The sequence below is a fragment of the Bacillus sp. RK1064 genome, assembly GCF_051488405.1.
GTDB lineage: Bacteria > Bacillota > Bacilli > Bacillales > Bacillaceae > Bacillus.
The window spans coordinates 143,091-162,672 of record NZ_JBPSCZ010000001.1 but is presented as its reverse complement, the minus strand read 5'-3'; the positions used below and the strand labels follow the sequence as shown (position 1 = coordinate 162,672).

The window sequence follows — 19,582 nt, the reverse complement described above, 5'->3', positions numbered from 1 at the left end:
CCCCTTGTTTACACCCTTTATTGTTTAAGCGATTGGAAAATCGGCAGGAGCTCTCCCACAAGCTCCTTGATCGTAATGGTGGACATTAAGTGATCTTCGGCGTGCATGAGCAATAAGGAGAAAGGTGTTTTCTCCCCGCCTGCCTCTTGCTGCACGAGTTGAAAATGGATGCCATGTGCATGACGTAAATCTTCTTCTGCTTCTTTCATGAGACTAAATGCCTCACCTTCTTGACCTTCTCGAAATTGTTTAAGAGATTGAAGCAATTTGCTGCGTGCATTTCCACTGTGTAAGATCAATTGAAAACTGACTTGTTCCTCCGTGAGCCCTTCGAGTGTTTTCTTTTCCATTCTTTACGATTCCTCCATCAATGTAACGGCTTGTTCATACGCTTTTTGTCCATCGGCAAGCCCGTACGCCTGCATATCTATGACCTCTACTGCAATCCCGTATTTTGTTGCTTCTTTTTGAAGATCCCCTTTTAAAAAGCTCATTTGCGGTCCAATTAACACAACATCCGCATTCGCCATTTCTTTTCTCGCTTGATCTTGCCCAACTGCCCAAATTTCTGCCTCGTCCCCTATTGAGTCGGCATGAGCCTTCATCTTTGTAACTAGTAAACTCGTAGACATTCCTGAACTGCATGCTAATAAAATACGTTTCATTTCTCTCACCCCATTGTTGTAATAAAAGCGCTTCCATTTAATATTATATATTTTTATTTTTAAATGTCTAGACATTTCATTTTATTTGTCTGTATTTTATATAAAAAAAGAGCGTCATGTGTGTACGCTCTTTGACTTTCTCCCTATCCTTTTCCTGCCTGGAAGCCAGGATACTTTGTCATGCCGCCGTCCACATAGAGCGTCAGGCCTGTGACATAGCTTGCCTCTTTTGACGCCAGCCAGACAGCACATGCTGCCACTTCTTCCGGCTTTCCAATATAACCAATGGGGATCAATTCAATCACGCCTTTTTTCAATGCGGGATCATCGAATTTTTCCGCATTGATCGGGGTATCGATGGCGCCTGGTGCAATGCTGTTTACACGGATTTTTTTAGGGGCGTATTCTAGTGCCAGCGTTTCTGTCAGCAGCTTGGCGCCCCCTTTACTTGCTGCATAATGGACGAAATGAGGCCAAGGGATTTGCTGGTGAACCGACGACATATTGATGATCGATCCTTCTATCCCGTGATCTGTCATATACTTCAGTGCATCACGGCAGCCGAGAAACATACCTGTTAAATTGGTCGACATTACTTTGTTCCAATTATCCAGCGTCATTTCTGTGGAAGGCACTTCGTTTTCAATACCTGCGTTATTGATCATGACATCAAGGCTGCCGTACGTATGAATGGCTTTATCAATCATTGCCCGCATATCCTCTTCCTTTGATACATCTCCCTTGATTTTCACAGCCTGGCCGCCATTTTTTTGAATATCCGCAATGGTGTCATCCGGATTTTCTTGATCTGAGAAATAATTGATCACCACATTGGCTTTTTCTTGTCCAAACCGGCGCGCCATCGCTTGCCCTATTCCTGTGCCGGCTCCTGTAATCAGGACTGTTTTTCCTTCTAAATCTGGATACATTCGTTTACCCTCCTATTTTGTAAAGCCTAGCAGCACGCCGCCTGCAATGATCATCAAGCAGCCTGCAATGACAAAGCTTGTTCTGGATGCTTTCTCTTTTAATAAGTAAATGCCGCCTAATGTTGAGATGACAATCCCTGTCTGTGACATCGAAAAACTTACGGCTACGCCAATGAGCGGAATGGCCAAAAGAAGTCCGAGATTTCCTGTCGACCAAACCAAACCGGCAATGATATTTTTAAACGTATATTTACTAAACGGGTTCTGCTTTAGACTAATCGCCAAGGATGAAAGCAGCATACCGACCGATTGCGGAACGAGGGCAGACCACCCATCAATATGAAACCATCTTAAAATGACGACATATCCGACATAGCCAACCGTTGAGATGAGCAGAATAATGATCCCTTTTTTGAAATTGCCTCCACCGTTCCCGCCGCCATTCTTCTTTTGACCGAGCGATGTCATCACAACACCTGCAATAATCAGTAAAATGGCGCAAGAACCAATGAGTATGACCGTCATCGTTTGCCATTCTTTAAAAACCATGACACCAAATAAAGTAGTGCTCACAAGCTGCATGCCTGTTGACAAAGGAACCGCCTTCGAGACTCCGAGAAACGCAACACTTGAAAGCTGATTCATTTGTCCAATGCTCCAAAAGATGCCTGAAATCACAGAAACCGCAAAAATAAGCGGTGTCAGCTCTGGCATTTTGATGAAGAAGGCTGCAATTGAAAATAAAAATGCGCCAAGCGTAATGCCGAGCGTTTGCTGGTATGCATTCCCGCCAAGTTTGACACTGATCAGAACAATACTTCCCCAAAATATTGCTGGGAGAAGTGCATATAAGATGCCCACTTCTATCCCTACTTTCTTTTCTTTTTTACATAGCATCCCTCTTTTTCGCATTTTTAGCCGAAAAGATGCAAACACAAAAAAACCTTACCAATCCAATGGTAAGGTTTTTCTGACGTTCTATTTTATTTCATCCATTCCGTATGGAAGACGCCTTCTTTATCTGTGCGCTCATACGTATGTGCACCGAAATAGTCACGCTGCGCTTGAATTAAGTTCGCTGGCAGGACAGCTGTGCGATAGCTATCAAAGTAAGCAAGTGCACTTGAGAATGAAGGAACAGGAACTCCTTGCTCCACTGCAAGTGAAATGACTTTACGAAGTGATGATTGATAGCTTTGAGCAATATCCTTAAAGTAAGGATCAAGCAATAGGTTTTTCAGTTCAGGGTTACGGTCATATGCTTCTTTAATTTGTTGTAAGAAGGCTGCACGAATGATACATCCACCGCGGAAGATCATCGCAATTTCACCGTATTTTAAATCCCAGTTATATTCATCAGATGCTGCTTTCATTTGCGCAAAACCTTGAGCATACGAGCAGATTTTACTCATGAATAGGGCTTTTCTAACAGCTTCGATCAGCTCTTGTTTATTCTCTGCTGATTGCGCTGGCTTAGGACCTTCGATTAATTGGCTTGCTTCTACACGCTCATCTTTCATTGCTGAAATATAGCGCGCAAAAACAGACTCAGTAATGATTGGAAGCGGGACACCTAGATCAAGAGAACTTTGGCTCGTCCATTTTCCAGTTCCTTTTTGTCCAGCTTTATCTAAGATGACATCCACAAGCGGCTGGTTTGTTTCTTCATCCACTTTTGTGAAAATATCCGCTGTAATTTCGATTAAATAGCTGTCAAGCTCGCCTTTATTCCACTCTGAGAATACTTCATGAAGCTCCTCTGCTGACAAGCCAGCCACATGCTTCAAGATAAAGTATGATTCAGAGATCAATTGCATGTCTCCGTACTCGATGCCGTTATGGACCATTTTGACATAATGTCCTGCTCCATCTGGGCCGATATACGTTGTACATGGCTCGCCATCTACTTTCGCAGAGATCGCTTCTAAAATTGGTTTCACTAGCTCATGCGCTTCTTTTTGACCGCCTGGCATGATAGATGGACCTTTTAGTGCACCTTCTTCACCGCCAGAAACACCTGTACCAATGAAGTGGATACCACTTTCCGCAAGCTCTTGATTACGTCTTTGCGTATCCTTGTAATATGTATTTCCACCATCAATTAAGATGTCACCTTTCTCTAGGTGAGGAAGTAATGATTGAATGGTTGCATCCGTTGCTGCACCAGCTTTTACCATTAAAAGAATTTTACGCGGTGTTTCAAGCGACTGAACAAATTCTTCAATGCTGTATGTGCCTACAACGTTTTTTCCTTTTGATTCTTCGAGAAACTCTTCTGTTTTGCTGCTAGATCTGTTATAAACGGACACGGAGAAACCGCGGCTTTCAATATTAAGGGCAAGGTTTTTCCCCATAACGGCTAGTCCAACCACACCGATTTGTTGTTTTGACATAATTCTGACGTCCCTTCTAACACACTATATTGATTACTGCTAAAATGATGTACCCTTTGAAATTACCACAACACCACCTCTTTTATCAAGTTTTCAGGCTAGTCATTTCCTTTTTCGTCCTGAAAAAAGTCTTTATTAAAACTTGTTCCGCTTGTTTTGCTCTCTTTTTCCTTGATGGTCATTCCTCTTTGAACGAGTGATTTGCCATATTTTTCTTTCAGCCCTTCTAAAACGGTTTGGAGAGGCTCTTCTTTTGCATCTTCTGTATAGGAAAATAAATCAAGCTGTTTAACAGCTGCTTTTCGTTCTACAAGGTCTGTCCCCGTCACACCTAAGAGCCTCACGGGCTGGTCATTCCAATGTTTAAGGAATAATTGCTTTGCTGCCTCAAATAAGTCTTCCTTTCGATCCGTTGGATTCGTGAGTGTGACACTTCGCGTGATATTTTTCCAGCTTGCGTACCGTATCATGATGAGAAGCCGATTTGCCATCACTTCTTTTCTCCTTAATCTTGCACTCACAGATTGTGACAGCTTATCAATTAACGTGACAAGTTCATCTGGATCGTCAGAATCATGAGGAAGGGTTGACGAATTACCGACAGATTTAAATTCGTATATCCTTTCTGGGTCCACGATACCGTCATGTTCACCATTCGCCTTTTGTTTTAATCTCGGTCCATTGATGCCCAGTAATTCCTTTAGCGTATACTCATTTGCTTTCGCTAAATCTTCAATGGTATGAATGCCAATCGTTTTCAATTTATCTGCCGTTTTCTGTCCAACTCCGTGCATGTCACCCGCTGGCAGCGGCCAGAGCATTTGGGGCACATCTCGTTTACGTAAAATGGTGATGCCCATTGGTTTTTTCCAATTAGACGCCATTTTCGCTAAAAATTTATTCGGTGCAATGCCAATACTTGAAGGAAGCATGAGCTCCTCTACAAGCCTCGTTTGAATATCATGAGCCGTTTTCACCGCGTGCTCGGCATAGGGCGTATGCGTTAAATCAATATAGCCCTCATCAATGGATACGGGTTCGACTAAATCGCTGTATTCTCTTAGTATCGTAAACATCTCTTGTGAGGAGCTGCGGTACCGGTCAAAGTTTGGTGTACGGACAATCAGCCCCGGACAAAGCCGCTTCGCTTCCCATAACGGCATCGGGGGCTTTACACCTAGTGCTCTTGCCTCGTAGCTGCACGTCACAACAATCCCTTTACGCTCTTTCGCATTTCCGCTAATGGCTAAAGGTTTCCCTCTCAAAGAAGGATCATACGCCATTTCGACAGATGCATAAAAACTATTCATATCAATATGAAAAATAATTCGACCCTTCCTTTGAGAATCACCCATTTGCCTGCCTCCTACATTTATTGACTCTTGTTACTTCATGTTTGTTCCAATAGACATTTCATATAGTGTATAGTACACTGTGAGTAATGAAATGGATGTGATAATCATGATTATTGATACATTCAATGAAGTCTTTTTCCTTGTTGAATTCTTTACGATTATTCTTCCAGCGCTGACGGCTATCGGCATTGCGTTTTTATTAAAAGACTGCCGTATGAACGAACACCTCGGTGGACATCGTTTGGAAGAGTTTGACGCATCTTTATTGAACCGAACAGACTTTCTGTTTATCATATATGATCGCATTACAACTTGGATTAGTAAAGTCATTCGAATGAAACGATCATCAAATGATGATGAAGACCATTCGCTTCCTCTCTCTAATTAATTTTTTAAAAAATGAGGAGGAAACGAATTGAAACGTTTATTGACGATTTGTACGACTTTATGTTTAATGATGATTGCCTCACCTGCTTTTGCAGCGAGTGGGCAAACGAATGCGAGCTCTGATGGGTTTTTCCATCACTATTTTGTCCAGCCTTTTTCGGAGCTGATCATTTGGCTTGCGAACTTCTTCCATGATGATTATGGTTTATCGATTATGTTCGTGACCTTGATAGTCCGCCTGCTGATTTTCCCTCTTTTTGCGAACCAATTTAAGAAACAAAGAGTCATGCAGGAGAAAATGGCACTGGTGAAGCCTCAAATTGACCAAATTCAAAGCAAATTGAAGAAAACGAAAGAACCTGAAAAACAAAAAGAGCTACAAATGGAAATGATGAAAGTATACAAAGAGAACAATGTGAACCCGCTGGCAATGGGCTGTCTGCCTATGCTGATTCAAATTCCAATTGTTCTTGGCTTTTACTCAGCGATCCGCTCAACACCTGAGATCGCAACACATTCGTTCCTATGGTTTAACTTAGGACAAACCGATCTATTGGTCGCGATCTTTGCAGGCGCCATGTATTTCTTGCAATTTTATGTTACGCAAAGATTTGCGAAGCAATCAGGCACCCAGACAGAAGCTGCGCTGAAGCAAGCCAAAGTCATGGGCATGATTTTCCCAATCATGATGCTGTTTATTTCAATCAATGCACCCGCTGCCCTTCCTTTATACTGGATGACAAGCGGATTACTACTCACAATCCAAACAATTATTTTGAATGTCATGTACCAAAAATCAAAAACGAAAGCTGAGGCAAACAACCAAGCTAGCCCAGCTGCTGAATAAAAATAATCCCCTTATCATCAGATAGGGGGATTTTCTTTATGCCAACTCTTCTTTTAACCGCTCTGGCAGTTGATCGAGGTCATCAATTCTCCCAAGGAACTTATTAGGGTCCACTTGTAAAATCATCTTGTTCTCTCTCTCCACAACGCCGAAGAAATATTCGGAGGCTTTCGTGTTCATATGAAATGGCTTGATCTCGCTTAGCTCGATATCGATAATATCTTTTGCATCTGAGACAAGACAGCCAATCATTTGATCGTTTAATTCAAATAGCAACACCTTGGACTGTTCGTTCACATCAAGAGGCTTTCCGTGAAGCATCACGCCTGTGTCACTGACAGGGATGACTTCTCCTCTTAATGACATCAGTCCTTTAATTTCTTTTGGAAGGTTCGATACTTCTTGTAAATAAGGGACCTTCTCAATCGAACGAATATGCTCTACACTGATGCCAAAATCCTCTTGCCCCACTTGGAAAATAATGATCTTTTGCGTGCTCACAGAGTCTCCTGCCTTTACGATGGATTTGTCGTTTCTTCGATAATGGCGAGAACCATTTCAGCTGTTTTGACTAATTCTTCAATCGGCATTTTCTCATTTTTCGTATGAATATCTTCATATCCAACAGCTAGGTTGACAGTTGGGACGCCGTTTCCTGCAATGACGTTTGCATCACTGCCTCCGCCGCTCGTCTGTAGTTCTGATGGACGGCCAATTTTCGCAGCCGCTTTTTTCGCCACTTCTACGACTTGATCGCCGTGAGAGAATTTGAAGCCTGGATACATGATATCAATTTGTACATCGGCACTTCCGCCCATTTCTTTAGCGGTTTTTTCAAAGGCTTCTTTCATCTTCGCTACTTGTGCTTCCATTTTTGCAGGTTCTAAAGAGCGTGCTTCAGCAAGGATATCGACTTGATCGCACACAATATTCGTTTGCGTTCCACCTTCAAAACGCCCGATATTCGCCGTTGTTTCTTCATCAATTCGGCCAAGCGGCATGCTGGCAATGGCTTTTGATGCAATGGTAATCGCAGACACGCCTTTTTCAGGTGCCACACCTGCGTGAGCTGTTTTTCCGTAAATGGTTGCGCGTACTTTCGCCTGTGTTGGCGCAGCTACGATAATTGTCCCGACCTTGCCATCTGAATCAAGGGCATAGCCGTATGCTGCTGTCATCAATTTTGGATCTAACGCTTTTGCTCCAACAAGTCCTGATTCCTCACCTGCTGTGATGACAAATTCAATCGTTCCATGCGGTAAATTCTTCTCTTTCAGCACGCGGATGGCTTCAAACATAGCCGCAAGCCCTGTTTTATCGTCAGCACCAAGAATGGTTGTTCCATCTGTCTTCACATAGCCGTCTTCAATGACTGGTTTTACGCCATTGCCGGGAACAACTGTGTCCATATGAGAAGTGAAATAGATAGTATCAGCCTCTTGATTGCCTTCCAGTGTACAGATGAGGTTGCCTGCACCGTGGCCAGTTTTCGCTTTTGAGTCGTCTTCCACCACTTTAAGACCAAGCTGCGAGAATTTTTCTTTTAAGACTTCCACAATTTTCTCTTCGTGTTTTGTTTCCGAATCGATCTGAACCAGTTCTAAAAATTCGTCTAGTAAACGTTTTTCATTGATCATGATGATGCTCCTCCTCTTATAGCGGCATGTTGCCATGCTTTTTTAACGGTCTATCTTCTTCCTTCCTGCGAAGCAAATCAAACGAGCGAATCAATCGCTCTCTCGTTTCAGCCGGCATGAAAATATCGTCTATCAGCCCTGCCTGAGCCGCTTTTAATACACTTGGCTCCGTCTCAACCTCACGCGAAGCAGGATGAACGATTTCGTCTGCGAACGTTTTCCCCATGACATCAATTTCTGCCGCTGGCCATGCATAAACAAAGTCAGCGCCTAAGCCCTTGCTATTCATCGCGACATATGCACCGCCAAACGCCTTTCTTAAAATCACCGTGATTTTTGGAACGGTCGCTTCAGCGTACGCATATAAAAGCTTTGCGCCGTGACGGATAATTCCCGCATGCTCGGCTTTCTCCCCTGGTAAAAAACCAGGGACGTCGACAAGCGTTAAGATCGGAATATGAAACGCATCGCAAAATCGAATAAACCTGGCCGCTTTATCGGCAGCGTCAAGGTCAAGGCTTCCTGCCAGCACCTTTGGCTGATTGGCAACTACACCAATTGGAGCCCCTTTTAATCTGGCAAACCCTGTGACGATATTTTTTGAGAAACAAGGCTGGGTCTCAAAGAATGAGCCTGGATCGATGATCGCTGTCACCACTTGTTTGACATCATAGGTGCGTGATGGATCCTTTGGCAAGATTTTGCCTGGATCAACGGCGTCATGCTTTTGCACTTCAGTGTGCATGTCAGGCTGTTTAGTCGTTGGTATGTACGTTAAAAGTGTTCGAACCGCCTTTAACACGTCCTGCTCATCTTTCCCAGTATAGTGCACATTCCCGCTTGTCTGATGCTGAACACTTGCACCGCCAAGACGGTCAGGACAGACCGTTTCTCCTGTTGCCTTTTCTATTACTTTCGGACCTGTTAAAAACATATGAGCTGTTTGTTCTGTCATGAAGACAAAATCAGTCAAAGCAGGAGAATAGACTGCACCTCCAGCACATGAGCCTAAAATAACGGATATTTGCGGGATTTGACCAGAGTACAGCACATTCCGTTTAAAAATCTGTCCGTATCCTTCTAATGATACCACACCCTCTTGAATTCTCGCACCACCTGAGTCTTTTAGACCGATGACCGGCATCTGATTTTTAGCAGCGAGATCCATTAGTGAAGCAATTTTTTTGGCATGTATCTCGCCTAAAGAGCCCCCATGCACTGTTGCATCTTGTGCATAAACACATACTGGCTTTCCATGAATAAGTCCCGTTCCAATGACGACGCCATCACCGACATGCTCTGACATGCGGCCTGTTGCAAACCTCTGAATTTCCATGAAACTGCCCCCGTCAAGAAGTTCATGCAGCCGCTGGCGAACCGATAGCTTTCCTTTGTTTCTGTGCGCGGCTGCTCGTTTTTCACCGCCGCCCATTAATGCTTTTTCCCGCCATTTAGACAAGTCATTGAACGATTCATTCATTGCCATGTTTTTCTCCTTTCAAGGGCTCGCACAATTCGAATAACACACCAGACGTTTCTTTAGGTGAAATAAATGCAATCTGCTTGCCGCTTGCGCCCTTCTGTGCTGATTTTTGGAGAAGCTGCACGCCAAGGTGATCAAGATGGTTAAGATCTGCATGAATGTCACCTGACTTTAACGCAATATGATGGAGCCCCTCTCCTCTTTTTGTTAAAAAGGTATGTAGTTTACTGCTGTCTGACATTGGTTCAATTAATTCAATGTGCACATGATCAAGTGAAGCGAAGGACGCTTTAATCTCCTGCTCAGGAACCTCTTGTATGTCTGAAAAATGCCAGTTAAACAGCTGATGAAGGAGTTGAGATGTTTGTTTAATAGAAAAGACCGCAATGGCAATATGATCGATTTGATTCATCCGTTCACTTCCTTTGTTGATCACTTGTCGCATTTGAAAAAACCAGCTAGAATAAAGAAAGGTGCGTTCGTCGCAAAAAATCTTCGGTTATAGGGGTGCGATATGTCTCAGAAATTTATGAAATTCATGGTATTGCTCATGATTAGCCTGCTGTTAATTTCTTCACTTTTAGCAGGAGCAGCAACCTTTTTATAAGGTTTCAATAAAAGCAGACAAGCAGGTGATTCGTTCAATCAACGAATGGCCTGTTTGTCTTTGGCAAGCTTTTCAAATGAATCGCTTGATGTTGTAATCCATACTTTTGTTCCAATCGGAAGCTGGTCAAATAGAAGCTCTACATCTTGATTATGAAGTCTCACACAGCCTGCCGTGATAAATTTCCCAATCGATGTTTCGTCACTCGTCCCATGAATTCCGTACGTTCTGCCATCTGTTCCTCGTGCATCAAATCCAATCCACCTTCGGCCAAGAGGGTTATTCTTCGCACCGCCTTCAATATTCTTTTTTCTGTAATAGGGATCTTTCGCTTTGATCATAATGGTAAATTCCCCTTCTGGTGTTAAATCGGCTGTTTTCCCTGTAGAAGCAGGATATATTTTTTGGATTTGTCCTTGATCAATATAGGCAAGTTCATTTGTTTGTTTATTAATAATGACATACGGGTCTCCTGGAAGCGGGTTTTGTCCGAGCGGCCAGATAGGTGAAAGGGACATGGTCAATACGGTATAAAATAAAAGACGCATAGGCTCCTCCTTTTTTCATTAGATTGACCAATGAAGGAGGAACTCATGCGTCTCTATTCTTTCATCCCTTTAAAATAGCTTTTCAATACTAAATATTGTTCCATTTCTCCGAGGAAATGAAAAAGTGCAGCTCTTGCCTCAAACTCTTCTCGTGTTTGCGGCAGCGGAAGCTTATCGAACTCTTCTTTCATATCAATGAGACGTCTTAAAAACTTATGCGCCGTGTTCCCTGGGTGAATATGTTCGCGTAAGTCTCTGACGTATTCGGCAATCATTTGCCCATGCTCTGTTGTGATGGAAATGGACGTGATTTTCGGAAGCACACGCTCAATGATTTCGAATTGCTTTTGCCTCATATTAAAATAATGATAATACAGGTTTTCATGTCTTAGGACATGGTTTTCAACATCACGATATGCGAGAGCTTTCGCTTCTTTGATCAATTGATGTGTCTCTGGTATTTCTTTTCCTGTCCAGTCTTGTTTCCCTGTCATTAAGTATTGCTCGATTTCCTCAAAGATTTTTGCAAAGTTGGCTTCAATCTGTTCGCTGTAGCGTTTGAGCTTTTTATCGACACTTGGCATATACAAGTTCATGATAAGTGCTACGCCAACACCAATTGTTATCAGCAGCAGCTCATTCCAAATGAGGTGAAGGGTAATCCCGCCGGACATGTATAAATGGAGAATGATGACTGAACTTGTGACAATCCCTTCTTTAATGCGGAGCAAAACGGTTGTCGGAATAAAGACAAGCAGCATCAGACCAATCACAAAAGGATGATACCCAATCAGATCGAAAAATAGATAAGAAAATAAAATGGCAAGACTGCAAGCTGCAAAGCGGGCGCCTGATGCGAGGAGCGACCGTTTCTTCGTCACCTGAATACACAGGATCGTAATAATCCCGGCAGCGGAATAATTTTGAAGGCCGAGCAGTTGTGCAATATAAATGGCGATCGCTGTTCCTAGTGCTGTTTTCAGCGTTCGGTAGCCGATTTTAAACATGATGTGATTCACTCTTTTCTGTCTTGTTTCCATTCACTATTGTGAAATGATGAACTTTTTTTACTTTCCCCATTATAATCAAAAAAAGAAGGAGATGTTAAGTCGCCTTCTCTTTTTTCTTTATAATATTTTTTGTAAGAAGTCTTGCGCGCGCTGTGACGACGGCGATTCAAAGAATTGCACAGGGTTTGCATCCTCTACAATTTTCCCATCATCCATAAAGATCACGCGGTCAGCCACTTCTTTTGCAAAGCCCATTTCATGTGTGACGATCACAAGTGTCATTCCAGATTGAGCAAGCTCTTTCATGACCTCTAGGACTTCCTTGACCATTTCTGGATCTAGTGCAGAAGTTGGTTCGTCAAACAGCATGATGTCTGGAGTCATCGCAAGCGCACGTGCAATTGCCACACGCTGCTTTTGACCGCCTGACAAACGGTTCGGAAAATCATCTTTTTTCTCTAAAAGCCCTACCTTTTTCAGCAGATCTTCAGCTTGTTTGATGCTGTCTTCCTTCGATTGATTCTTCACATTCATTGGCGCATACGTGATATTTTCCAGCACGGTTTTATGCGGGAACAGGTGGAAATGCTGAAACACCATTCCGATGTTCTCACGCACTTTGAGTGCATTGGTTTTTGGGTTTGTGATTTCAGTATCCTGAATTGTAATGACACCAGAAGTCGGCTTTTCAAGCAAGTTGATGCAGCGAAGAAACGTCGATTTTCCTGAACCAGATGGTCCAATGACTGCCACAACTTCCCCTTCTTTAATGGTGGTGTCGATCCCCTTTAATACTTCATTTTTGCCAAAAGATTTTGTGAGTTTCTCTATGTTAATCATTTGATTTTAACTTCCTTTCCACCGATTTGCCGACAAAGGTGAGAACAAGCACGATGACATAATAGATAAGACCCGCAAAAATTAGCGGTTCAAGATAATTATACGTGACGGCACCTGCTTGGTAGGCTCGTCTCATGACATCTCCCAGTCCAATAACTGTCACAATAGCTGATTCTTTTGTCAGTGTAATCGTTTCATTCACAAGTGCAGGTGAAATATTTTTAAATGCCTGCGGAAGCAATAAGTCCTTCATCATTTTAGCATAAGGGATGCCTAAAGCAACGGCTGCTTCTTTTTGACCTTTATCAATCGCATTAATACCAGCACGAATAATTTCAGATACGTATGCCGCAGAGTTTAGTGAAAATGCGGCTACAGCAGCCCAGTATTGATCGATTTGAAACCCGAGAAGCTGAGGCAGACCAAAATAAATAATGAGCAATTGAAGCACAAGCGGTGTGCCTCGGAAGATGGATGTATAAAAATCTGCAAGCCAAATGAGCGGCTTAAATACACTAATTTTGCAAAGCGTTAATAAAATCCCTAAGATAAATCCAAGAAAAAGTGATACCACAACAATAGAAAGTGTGACCTTAAGCCCTTCTAAAATAAAGGGCATTTGAGGTATTACATCTTTAAAATCTAACATGACAGTCTCCTTTTTTATGCCTTCATACGAAATCAAAAAATAAAACAGGAAAAAAGTTCAACATAAGTTGAACTTTTCAGCGCTTTCTACTGAATTTTCATGAATGACGCTGATCCTTTTCCTGACTTATTTTTCATCAGCAAACCATTTTTTAATTAATTTATCAAGTTCGCCATTGTCTTGCATTTCTTTTAATGATTGATTAAATTTGGCTGTTAAGTCGCTATTTTTCTTGAATGCAATGGCTGAACCTTCGTTTGAACTATTCAATCCAAATGCTTGGAAGTCTTTTTCTTTTTTCAAATAACCAGCAGCTACTTTATCTTCAATAATGGCTGCATCAAAACGACCTGCTTTGATTTCTTGAATGATATCAGAGATTTTATTACGGTCTTCCACTTTTAAGTTATATTTCTTTTGCAAACCGTTTGCTTCATCCTGCTGGATTGAACCTAATTGAACGCCGACTGTTTTATCTTTTAAGTCTTTCTCTGTTTTCATTCCGCTAGATTTCTTTGAGACAACTAAGTTTTTAGCATTGTAATAAACATCAGAGAAATCTAATTGTTTTTTTCGTTTTTCTGTAGGGGTCATGCCTGCAAGGACGATATCAGCTTTATTTGTTTTAAGCGCTGATACAAGGCTTGCAAAATCCATATCTTGAATTTCTAGCTTGTAGCCGTTCTTTTTCGCTAGTGCTGTTGCAAGATCCACATCAAAACCGACAATTTCATCTCCGTCTTTTGATTCAAATGGCGGATAATCTGCTGATGTCGCCATCACGAGTGTTTTGTCATCTCCTGATGCGTTTGAATTATTAGAAGAAGTTCCGCAAGCTGCGAGTGCAGCTGCAAGACCAGCTGTCATAAGTAATAATAACCACTTTTTCATAAGATAATGCCTCCTAGTATTTAAAATCATGTATTGTTTTGAATATTTATTCACTACAATGTATTTTAAACACTTTCTTTTTAAGATGCAATAGTATTTTGCTAAAATTATTTTGATTCAATGGTCTTATAAAATAAAAAGCAGACCGATCTAAAGACCGGACTGCTTTTTATTTCATCATTCAAACGTCACACATTAAATTTCTTCGCAATGCTCATCGAATGCAGCTTGAAGCTTTGACACGACTTCCATTGGCTCGTGTCCTTCAATTTCATGACGTTCGACCATTTTAATGATCTTTCCATCTTTTAATAATGCAAAGGATGGTGAAGATGGCGGGAAGCCTTCAAAGTATTCACGGGCTCTTGCTGTTGCCTCTTTGTCTTGTCCAGCAAACACTGTCAGCAATTGATCTGGACGCTTATCGTAATGAACAGAATAGCCTGCAGCTGGTCTTGCAATACCGCCAGCACATCCGCATACTGAATTCACCATCACAAGTGCTGTGCCTTTTTTAGACAGTGCTTCATCTACCTCTTCAGATGATGTAAGCTCAGTATAGCCTGCCTGTTTGATCTCTTCTCTCGCTTGTTTCACAATATCATTCATAAATAAATTAAAATCAATATTCATTGTCCGTCCACTCCTTTAGCATGCCAAAACCATTTTAACAACATCATATCAAGGAAAACGCCTGCGGGCAAATGTGTTGTCTTTTCATTCCCCACTTTTTCTGAACATCGTTTATACGCCGCAAAATTGGGGAAAAGTGATGATAAAGAGATGAAAGGGAGAACTGCGTGATGGCACAATTCAAAAAAGCGATGCTCATTTATAATGGAAATGCTGGACAAAAAAACATGGAAAAAATTCTCGGTCAAACAGTACCTCTTCTTTCTCTACATATTGATGAACTCATTCTTAAACCAACAAAACAGCCAAATGATGCTTATCAATTCTGTCGTGCAATTGATGAGACGATAGAATTGCTTATCATATTAGGCGGAGATGGAACCGTGCATGAATGCATGAATGGCATCGGCGGTTTAGAAAAAAGGCCGGCTGTAGCGATATTACCAGGCGGGACATGCAATGACTTTTCTCGAACGCTTGGTATTCCGCAACAAATGCAAAAAGCCGCTCAAATAATTGTAGACGGCATAGAAAAGAAGGTCGACTTAATCAAAGCAGGAGATCGATACTTGTTAAACTTTTGGGGCATCGGGCTGATTGCAGACACATCCAACAATATTAATGACAAGGAAAAAGCTGTACTCGGCAAAATCAGCTACTTCACAAGTGCCCTGCGCACCTTGCAGCAAACAGATCCTTTTCACGTACGAATTGAAACAGAGGAGGAAAGCTGGGAAGAAGAAGCCGTCATCGTTCTTGTGATGAATGGACATTTCATCGGGACAAATAAAATTGATTTGGCCAATGCAGCAATAGATGATGGAAAAGCGGAAATCTTCATTTGCAGAAATACGAGCTTCTCTGCTCTAAAAGAAATCTTTTCTATGAACCGGGAGGAGCTGGAGGATTTCACCGGCGATCTCTCCCTCATTCAAGCGTCCAGTATTCGGATCCACACAAAAGAGGAAATGGATGCCGATACGGATGGCGAAGTGTACATGACAGCCCCTGCTTCTTTAGAAGTGTTAAAACAGCATTTGACCTTTATTGTTCCAGCAGAATAAAGAAAACGCCCGAAATCATTCTTTTTCGGGCGTTTTTTTGATATAGCGTCTGTATAAATATTCAAGTGCATAGCCAAGCAGAGTCCCGGCAAGAAGAGAAATTCCTAAAAGGCTATTCGCTGCTCCTTTAAATCCACCGACAATCAGCAAGCAATACACAATTTGAATCATTGAAACGATTGATATGATGAGTAGTAATCTTTCAGGATGATTGCGTGATTTAGAAATATATCGAAGAAAAGCGAACGCAATTGCTGTGATAAACATGAGTCCAACCGTTAAAAACGCAAAAAAGTCTAATCCAGACATATCACCGCTCCTTTCTCATTATATAGAAATCCCCCTCTCCATACCGGGAGGGGGACATTCTTGTTTTAGTAAACAGATGTCTGCTCGTCAATGCCTTCAAGGATTTGTTTTATTCGTTGAAGGAATCTGCCGCATACAAGACCATCAAGTACTCTGTGATCTAATGAAAGACAAAGGTTGACCATGTCTCTTGCTGCAATCATGCCATTTACAATCATTGGACGCTTCACGATCGATTCTACTTGTAAAATCGCCGCTTGCGGGTAATTAATGATTCCCATGGATTGTATAGAACCAAATGATCCCGTGTTGTTTACAGTAAAGGTGCCGCCTTCCATGTCACTTTGCTTCAGTGTTCCTTGTCTCACCTTGGAAGCAAGCTCATGAATTTCTTTGGCGATGCCCTTAATCGTTTTTTCATCCGCATCCTTAATGACTGGAACAAAAAGAGCGTCATCAGTCGCAACAGCAATCGAGACATTGATTGCTTTCTTTTGCACAATTTTATCTCCAGCCCACATGCTGTTCATTTCTGGGAATTCCTTTAATGCTTGTGCCACTGCTTTGACAAAGAACGCAAAGAACGTCAAATTAAAGCCTTCTTTTGCTTTAAATTGGTCCTTGAGCTGATTTCTTCTTGTCACAAGGTTTGTCACATCGACTTCCATCATCGTCCATGCGTGCGGAATTTCATGTTTGCTTCTCAGCATATTTGCCGCAATCGCCTGCCTAATTGGCGTGACTGGCAGTTCAACATCACCAGGCATTGTAGAGACGGAAGGCGCCGCTTTTGGTTTTGATGGCTGCGCAGGCTCCGGCTTTGCCGCCTGTTCATTAACAGGTGCTGCCTTCTCTTGTACGCCGCCGTTTTCAATGTGCTGAAGTAAATCTTTTCTTGTGATTCGTCCGCCTGCTCCGGTTCCTTGAACAGCCGCTAAATCAATGCTGTGCTCATCTGCTAAACGAAGGACTGCTGGAGAGTAGCGTTTCTTTTGACTTTGATTCTCTTTTGTTTGATCTGCTTCAGGTGCTTCACTTTGCTCAGGTGCCGCTTCTTCTTTCGCACTCTGCTGCGAGCTGCCCTCTACTTCAATTTCACAGAACACTTCTCCTACTTGCAGCGTATCGCCTTCTTCAGCCGATAGCTTTGTAATCGTTCCTGTAAAAGATGACGGGACTTCTGCGTTCACTTTATCCGTCATGACTTCCGCAATCGGATCGTATTTATTCACATGATCGCCAGGTGAAACAAGCCATTTGCTAATGGTTCCTTCTGTTACACTTTCACCTAGCTGAGGCATTTTCATTTGTTCAATTGCCACTTGAAACCCTCCTCTTTCTTAAAACGCCGCTAGCTCTCTCATTTCAGCTTCTACCTTATCTGGATTGACCATGAAGAATTTTTCCATTGGCGGCGCATAAGGCATTGCCGGGATTTCTGGTCCGGCTAGACGTTTGATTGGTGCGTCTAAATCAAATAAGCAATGCTCTGATATGATCGCCGCTACCTCACTCATGATGCTGCCCTCTTTTGTATCTTCCGTTAGAAGAAGCACTTTGCCTGTTTTTGATGCCGCTTCAATAATGGCTTCCTGATCGAGCGGGTACACTGTTCTCAAATCGAGAATATGCGCAGAAATGCCGTCTTTCGCAAGGCGGTCTGCTGCTTGCAGCGCAAAATGGACACAGAGGCCATATGTAATGACCGTGATATCATCGCCTTCACGTTTCACATCTGCTTTTCCAATAGGGAGTGTGTAATCCTCCTCAGGTACTTCTCCTTTGATGAGACGGTAGGCACGTTTGTGTTCAAAGAACAATACAGGATCTGGATCACGCACCGCAGCCTTTAAAAGACCTTTTACATCATAAGGTGTAGAAGGCATGACAATCTTCAAACCAGGCTGATTGGCAAAAATCGCTTCAACCGATTGTGAATGATAAAGCGCCCCGTGTACACCGCCCCCGTAAGGTGCGCGGATGACCATTGGACAGCTCCAATCGTTATTTGAGCGGTATCTGATTTTCGCAGCCTCTGAAATGATTTGGTTGATTGCAGGCATAATGAAATCCGCAAATTGCATCTCCGCAATTGGGCGCATTCCATACATCGCTGCCCCAATACCTACACCAGCAATGGCTGATTCTGCAAGAGGTGTATCCATGACGCGCGCCTCTCCGAATTGCTCATAAAGACCCGCTGTCGCTTTAAATACGCCGCCCTTTTTCCCGACATCCTCTCCGAGCACAAACACTTTTGGATCTCGTTCCATTTCTTCTTTCATCGCCAGTGTAATGGCGTCTATATATGACATAACAGGCATTTTTCTTCCCCCTTACTCCGCATACACGTAACGAAGTGCGCTTTCTGCATCAGCATAAGCAGCGTTTTCCGCTTCATCAGTCGCTTCGTTTACGATTTGCATGATTTCTTTTGTCATCTCTTCTTTCATTTCAGAAGTCATGACGTTTCCTTCGATTAAATACGTTTCATATTGGATGAGCGGATCTTTCTTTCTCGCTTCGAGCACTTCTTCTTTTTCTCGATAGCTTGAATCATCATCATCACTTGAATGCGCAGTTAAACGGTAAGAGATCGTTTCAATCAACGTTGGCCCTTCGCCTCTTGCCGCACGGTCTCTCGCTTCTTTGACAGCGGCATATACTTCAAGCGGATCATTGCCATCAACGGTTACACCAGGCATTCCGTACCCAATTGCACGATCTGAAATGCGTTCACATGCCACTTGTTTGTCATACGGCACGGAAATCGCGTACTTATTGTTTTCACACATGAAAATAACAGGCAGCTTATGCACAGCAGCGAAGTTAGCGCCTTCGTGGAAATCACCTTGGTTTGAAGAGCCCTCACCGAACGTGACAAAGCTGACAAAGTTTTTCTGCTCCAGACGTCCAGCAAGTGCAATCCCCACTGCATGAGGAACCTGCGTTGTGACAGGTGAAGATCCCGTCACAATTCGATTTGATTTTTGTCCAAAATGACCTGGCATCTGTCTTCCGCCCGAGTTTGGATCGTCTTGTTTTGCGAAACCAGACATCATTAAATCTTTGGCTGTCATCCCAAATGCGAGGACAACCCCCATATCACGGTAGTAAGGTAAGACGTAATCCTCTTCTCTATTGAGAGCAAAAGCAGCACCGACTTGCTGCGCTTCCTGCCCTTGACAAGAAATCACGAATGGAATTTTACCAGAACGGTTTAAAAGCCACATCCGTTCATCAATTTTCCTTGCTAGAAGCATTGTTCTATATATATCAATTGCTTGTTCATCTGATAATCCTAATTCCTGATGACGCATGTTACTCATCTTATT

24 protein-coding genes are annotated in these 19,582 nt (G+C 42.5%); 4 read left to right on the top strand and 20 right to left on the bottom strand.

What is annotated here, in order from left to right; genetic code table 11:
• Positions 1-17 precede the first annotated feature (17 nt).
• The 6 genes from ACSSTM_RS00930 to ACSSTM_RS00905 all read right to left on the bottom strand — a co-directional run bounded on the left by ACSSTM_RS00930 (position 18) and on the right by ACSSTM_RS00905 (position 5,342).
• A complete protein-coding gene (locus ACSSTM_RS00930) occupies positions 18-350 on the bottom strand; it encodes a PTS lactose/cellobiose transporter subunit IIA (protein WP_034661208.1) in 333 nt (110 codons plus the stop codon).
• 3 nt (positions 351-353) lie between these two features.
• Positions 354-665, bottom strand: a complete 312-nt coding sequence (locus tag ACSSTM_RS00925; protein ID WP_003215713.1) for a PTS sugar transporter subunit IIB — start codon at positions 663-665, stop codon at positions 354-356.
• Between the two features lie 143 nt (positions 666-808).
• The gene (locus tag ACSSTM_RS00920) at positions 809-1,594 is read right to left on the bottom strand and encodes an SDR family oxidoreductase (protein WP_034661209.1); all 786 of its coding nucleotides are present in this window, start codon (positions 1,592-1,594) and stop codon (positions 809-811) included.
• A 12-nt stretch (positions 1,595-1,606) separates the two neighbouring features.
• Positions 1,607-2,455, bottom strand: a complete 849-nt coding sequence (locus ACSSTM_RS00915; RefSeq protein ID WP_034661991.1) for a GRP family sugar transporter — start codon at positions 2,453-2,455, stop codon at positions 1,607-1,609.
• A 122-nt stretch (positions 2,456-2,577) separates the two neighbouring features.
• Positions 2,578-3,987, bottom strand: coding sequence for an NADP-dependent phosphogluconate dehydrogenase (gene gndA, locus ACSSTM_RS00910; RefSeq protein WP_034661210.1), 1,410 nt, complete (start codon positions 3,985-3,987; stop codon positions 2,578-2,580).
• Positions 3,988-4,085: 98 nt separating this feature from the next.
• Positions 4,086-5,342 carry a DNA polymerase IV gene (locus ACSSTM_RS00905; protein ID WP_034661211.1) on the bottom strand — a complete coding sequence of 419 codons (1,257 nt, stop codon included), beginning with the start codon at positions 5,340-5,342 and terminating at the stop codon, positions 4,086-4,088.
• A gap of 106 nt (positions 5,343-5,448) precedes the next feature.
• Between ACSSTM_RS00905 and ACSSTM_RS00900 the strand changes: the two genes are divergently transcribed.
• Together ACSSTM_RS00900 and ACSSTM_RS00895 are read left to right on the top strand one after the other, a co-directional pair.
• Entirely contained in the window at positions 5,449-5,730 is a 282-nt protein-coding gene (locus ACSSTM_RS00900; RefSeq protein WP_034661212.1) for a hypothetical protein, read from the top strand.
• 27 nt (positions 5,731-5,757) lie between these two features.
• Entirely contained in the window at positions 5,758-6,576 is an 819-nt protein-coding gene (locus ACSSTM_RS00895; RefSeq protein ID WP_095285371.1) for a membrane protein insertase YidC, read from the top strand.
• A gap of 36 nt (positions 6,577-6,612) precedes the next feature.
• Here ACSSTM_RS00895 and ACSSTM_RS00890 read toward each other — a convergent pair whose 3' ends face one another.
• The 4 genes from ACSSTM_RS00890 to mce are packed head-to-tail and all read right to left on the bottom strand — an operon-like array spanning position 6,613 to position 10,108.
• Positions 6,613-7,077 carry a chemotaxis protein CheW gene (locus tag ACSSTM_RS00890; RefSeq protein ID WP_034661215.1) on the bottom strand — a complete coding sequence of 155 codons (465 nt, stop codon included), beginning with the start codon at positions 7,075-7,077 and terminating at the stop codon, positions 6,613-6,615.
• 14 nt (positions 7,078-7,091) lie between these two features.
• Entirely contained in the window at positions 7,092-8,213 is a 1,122-nt protein-coding gene (locus ACSSTM_RS00885; protein ID WP_034661216.1) for a M20/M25/M40 family metallo-hydrolase, read from the bottom strand.
• A gap of 16 nt (positions 8,214-8,229) precedes the next feature.
• Positions 8,230-9,699, bottom strand: a complete 1,470-nt coding sequence (locus ACSSTM_RS00880) for an acyl-CoA carboxylase subunit beta (RefSeq protein ID WP_170938394.1) — start codon at positions 9,697-9,699, stop codon at positions 8,230-8,232.
• Positions 9,686-10,108 (bottom strand): methylmalonyl-CoA epimerase, encoded by a 423-nt coding sequence (gene mce / locus ACSSTM_RS00875; RefSeq protein ID WP_034661218.1) that lies wholly within the window; start codon positions 10,106-10,108, stop codon positions 9,686-9,688. Before mce ends, ACSSTM_RS00880 begins: the two co-directional genes overlap by 14 nt.
• A gap of 102 nt (positions 10,109-10,210) precedes the next feature.
• On the opposite strand from mce, the gene prli42 reads away from it, so the two are divergent.
• The gene (gene prli42 / locus ACSSTM_RS00870) at positions 10,211-10,303 is read left to right on the top strand and encodes a stressosome-associated protein Prli42 (RefSeq protein WP_149865350.1); all 93 of its coding nucleotides are present in this window, start codon (positions 10,211-10,213) and stop codon (positions 10,301-10,303) included.
• A 38-nt stretch (positions 10,304-10,341) separates the two neighbouring features.
• Here the strand turns inward: prli42 and ACSSTM_RS00865 are convergent, their stop codons facing one another.
• From ACSSTM_RS00865 to ACSSTM_RS00840, 6 genes are all read right to left on the bottom strand, one after another.
• On the bottom strand, positions 10,342-10,851 hold the full coding sequence (locus ACSSTM_RS00865; RefSeq protein ID WP_034661220.1) for a L,D-transpeptidase: 510 nt from the start codon (positions 10,849-10,851) through the stop codon (positions 10,342-10,344).
• Positions 10,852-10,904: 53 nt separating this feature from the next.
• A complete protein-coding gene (locus ACSSTM_RS00860) occupies positions 10,905-11,858 on the bottom strand; it encodes an aromatic acid exporter family protein (RefSeq protein ID WP_034661221.1) in 954 nt (317 codons plus the stop codon).
• A gap of 120 nt (positions 11,859-11,978) precedes the next feature.
• Entirely contained in the window at positions 11,979-12,701 is a 723-nt protein-coding gene (locus ACSSTM_RS00855) for an amino acid ABC transporter ATP-binding protein (protein WP_034661222.1), read from the bottom strand.
• Entirely contained in the window at positions 12,694-13,350 is a 657-nt protein-coding gene (locus ACSSTM_RS00850; protein ID WP_003215691.1) for an amino acid ABC transporter permease, read from the bottom strand. The genes ACSSTM_RS00855 and ACSSTM_RS00850 overlap by 8 nt, the downstream gene beginning before the upstream one ends.
• A 126-nt stretch (positions 13,351-13,476) precedes the next feature.
• Positions 13,477-14,241: a transporter substrate-binding domain-containing protein gene (locus tag ACSSTM_RS00845; RefSeq protein ID WP_095285372.1), complete on the bottom strand. Its 765-nt coding sequence runs from the start codon at positions 14,239-14,241 to the stop codon at positions 13,477-13,479.
• 195 nt (positions 14,242-14,436) lie between these two features.
• Positions 14,437-14,874, bottom strand: coding sequence for a BrxA/BrxB family bacilliredoxin (locus ACSSTM_RS00840; RefSeq protein WP_034661224.1), 438 nt, complete (start codon positions 14,872-14,874; stop codon positions 14,437-14,439).
• Between the two features lie 170 nt (positions 14,875-15,044).
• On the opposite strand from ACSSTM_RS00840, the gene ACSSTM_RS00835 reads away from it, so the two are divergent.
• A complete protein-coding gene (locus ACSSTM_RS00835) occupies positions 15,045-15,938 on the top strand; it encodes a YegS/Rv2252/BmrU family lipid kinase (RefSeq protein WP_034661225.1) in 894 nt (297 codons plus the stop codon).
• Between the two features lie 15 nt (positions 15,939-15,953).
• Here the strand turns inward: ACSSTM_RS00835 and ACSSTM_RS00830 are convergent, their stop codons facing one another.
• The 4 genes from ACSSTM_RS00830 to ACSSTM_RS00815 form a co-directional block, all read right to left on the bottom strand.
• A complete protein-coding gene (locus tag ACSSTM_RS00830; protein ID WP_034661226.1) occupies positions 15,954-16,247 on the bottom strand; it encodes a YesK family protein in 294 nt (97 codons plus the stop codon).
• 65 nt (positions 16,248-16,312) lie between these two features.
• Positions 16,313-17,569: a dihydrolipoamide acetyltransferase family protein gene (locus ACSSTM_RS00825; RefSeq protein ID WP_420734871.1), complete on the bottom strand. Its 1,257-nt coding sequence runs from the start codon at positions 17,567-17,569 to the stop codon at positions 16,313-16,315.
• An 18-nt stretch (positions 17,570-17,587) separates the two neighbouring features.
• Positions 17,588-18,571: an alpha-ketoacid dehydrogenase subunit beta gene (locus ACSSTM_RS00820; protein ID WP_034661229.1), complete on the bottom strand. Its 984-nt coding sequence runs from the start codon at positions 18,569-18,571 to the stop codon at positions 17,588-17,590.
• Between the two features lie 12 nt (positions 18,572-18,583).
• The gene (locus tag ACSSTM_RS00815; RefSeq protein WP_060596813.1) at positions 18,584-19,576 is read right to left on the bottom strand and encodes a thiamine pyrophosphate-dependent dehydrogenase E1 component subunit alpha; all 993 of its coding nucleotides are present in this window, start codon (positions 19,574-19,576) and stop codon (positions 18,584-18,586) included.
• Positions 19,577-19,582: the final 6 nt, after the last annotated feature.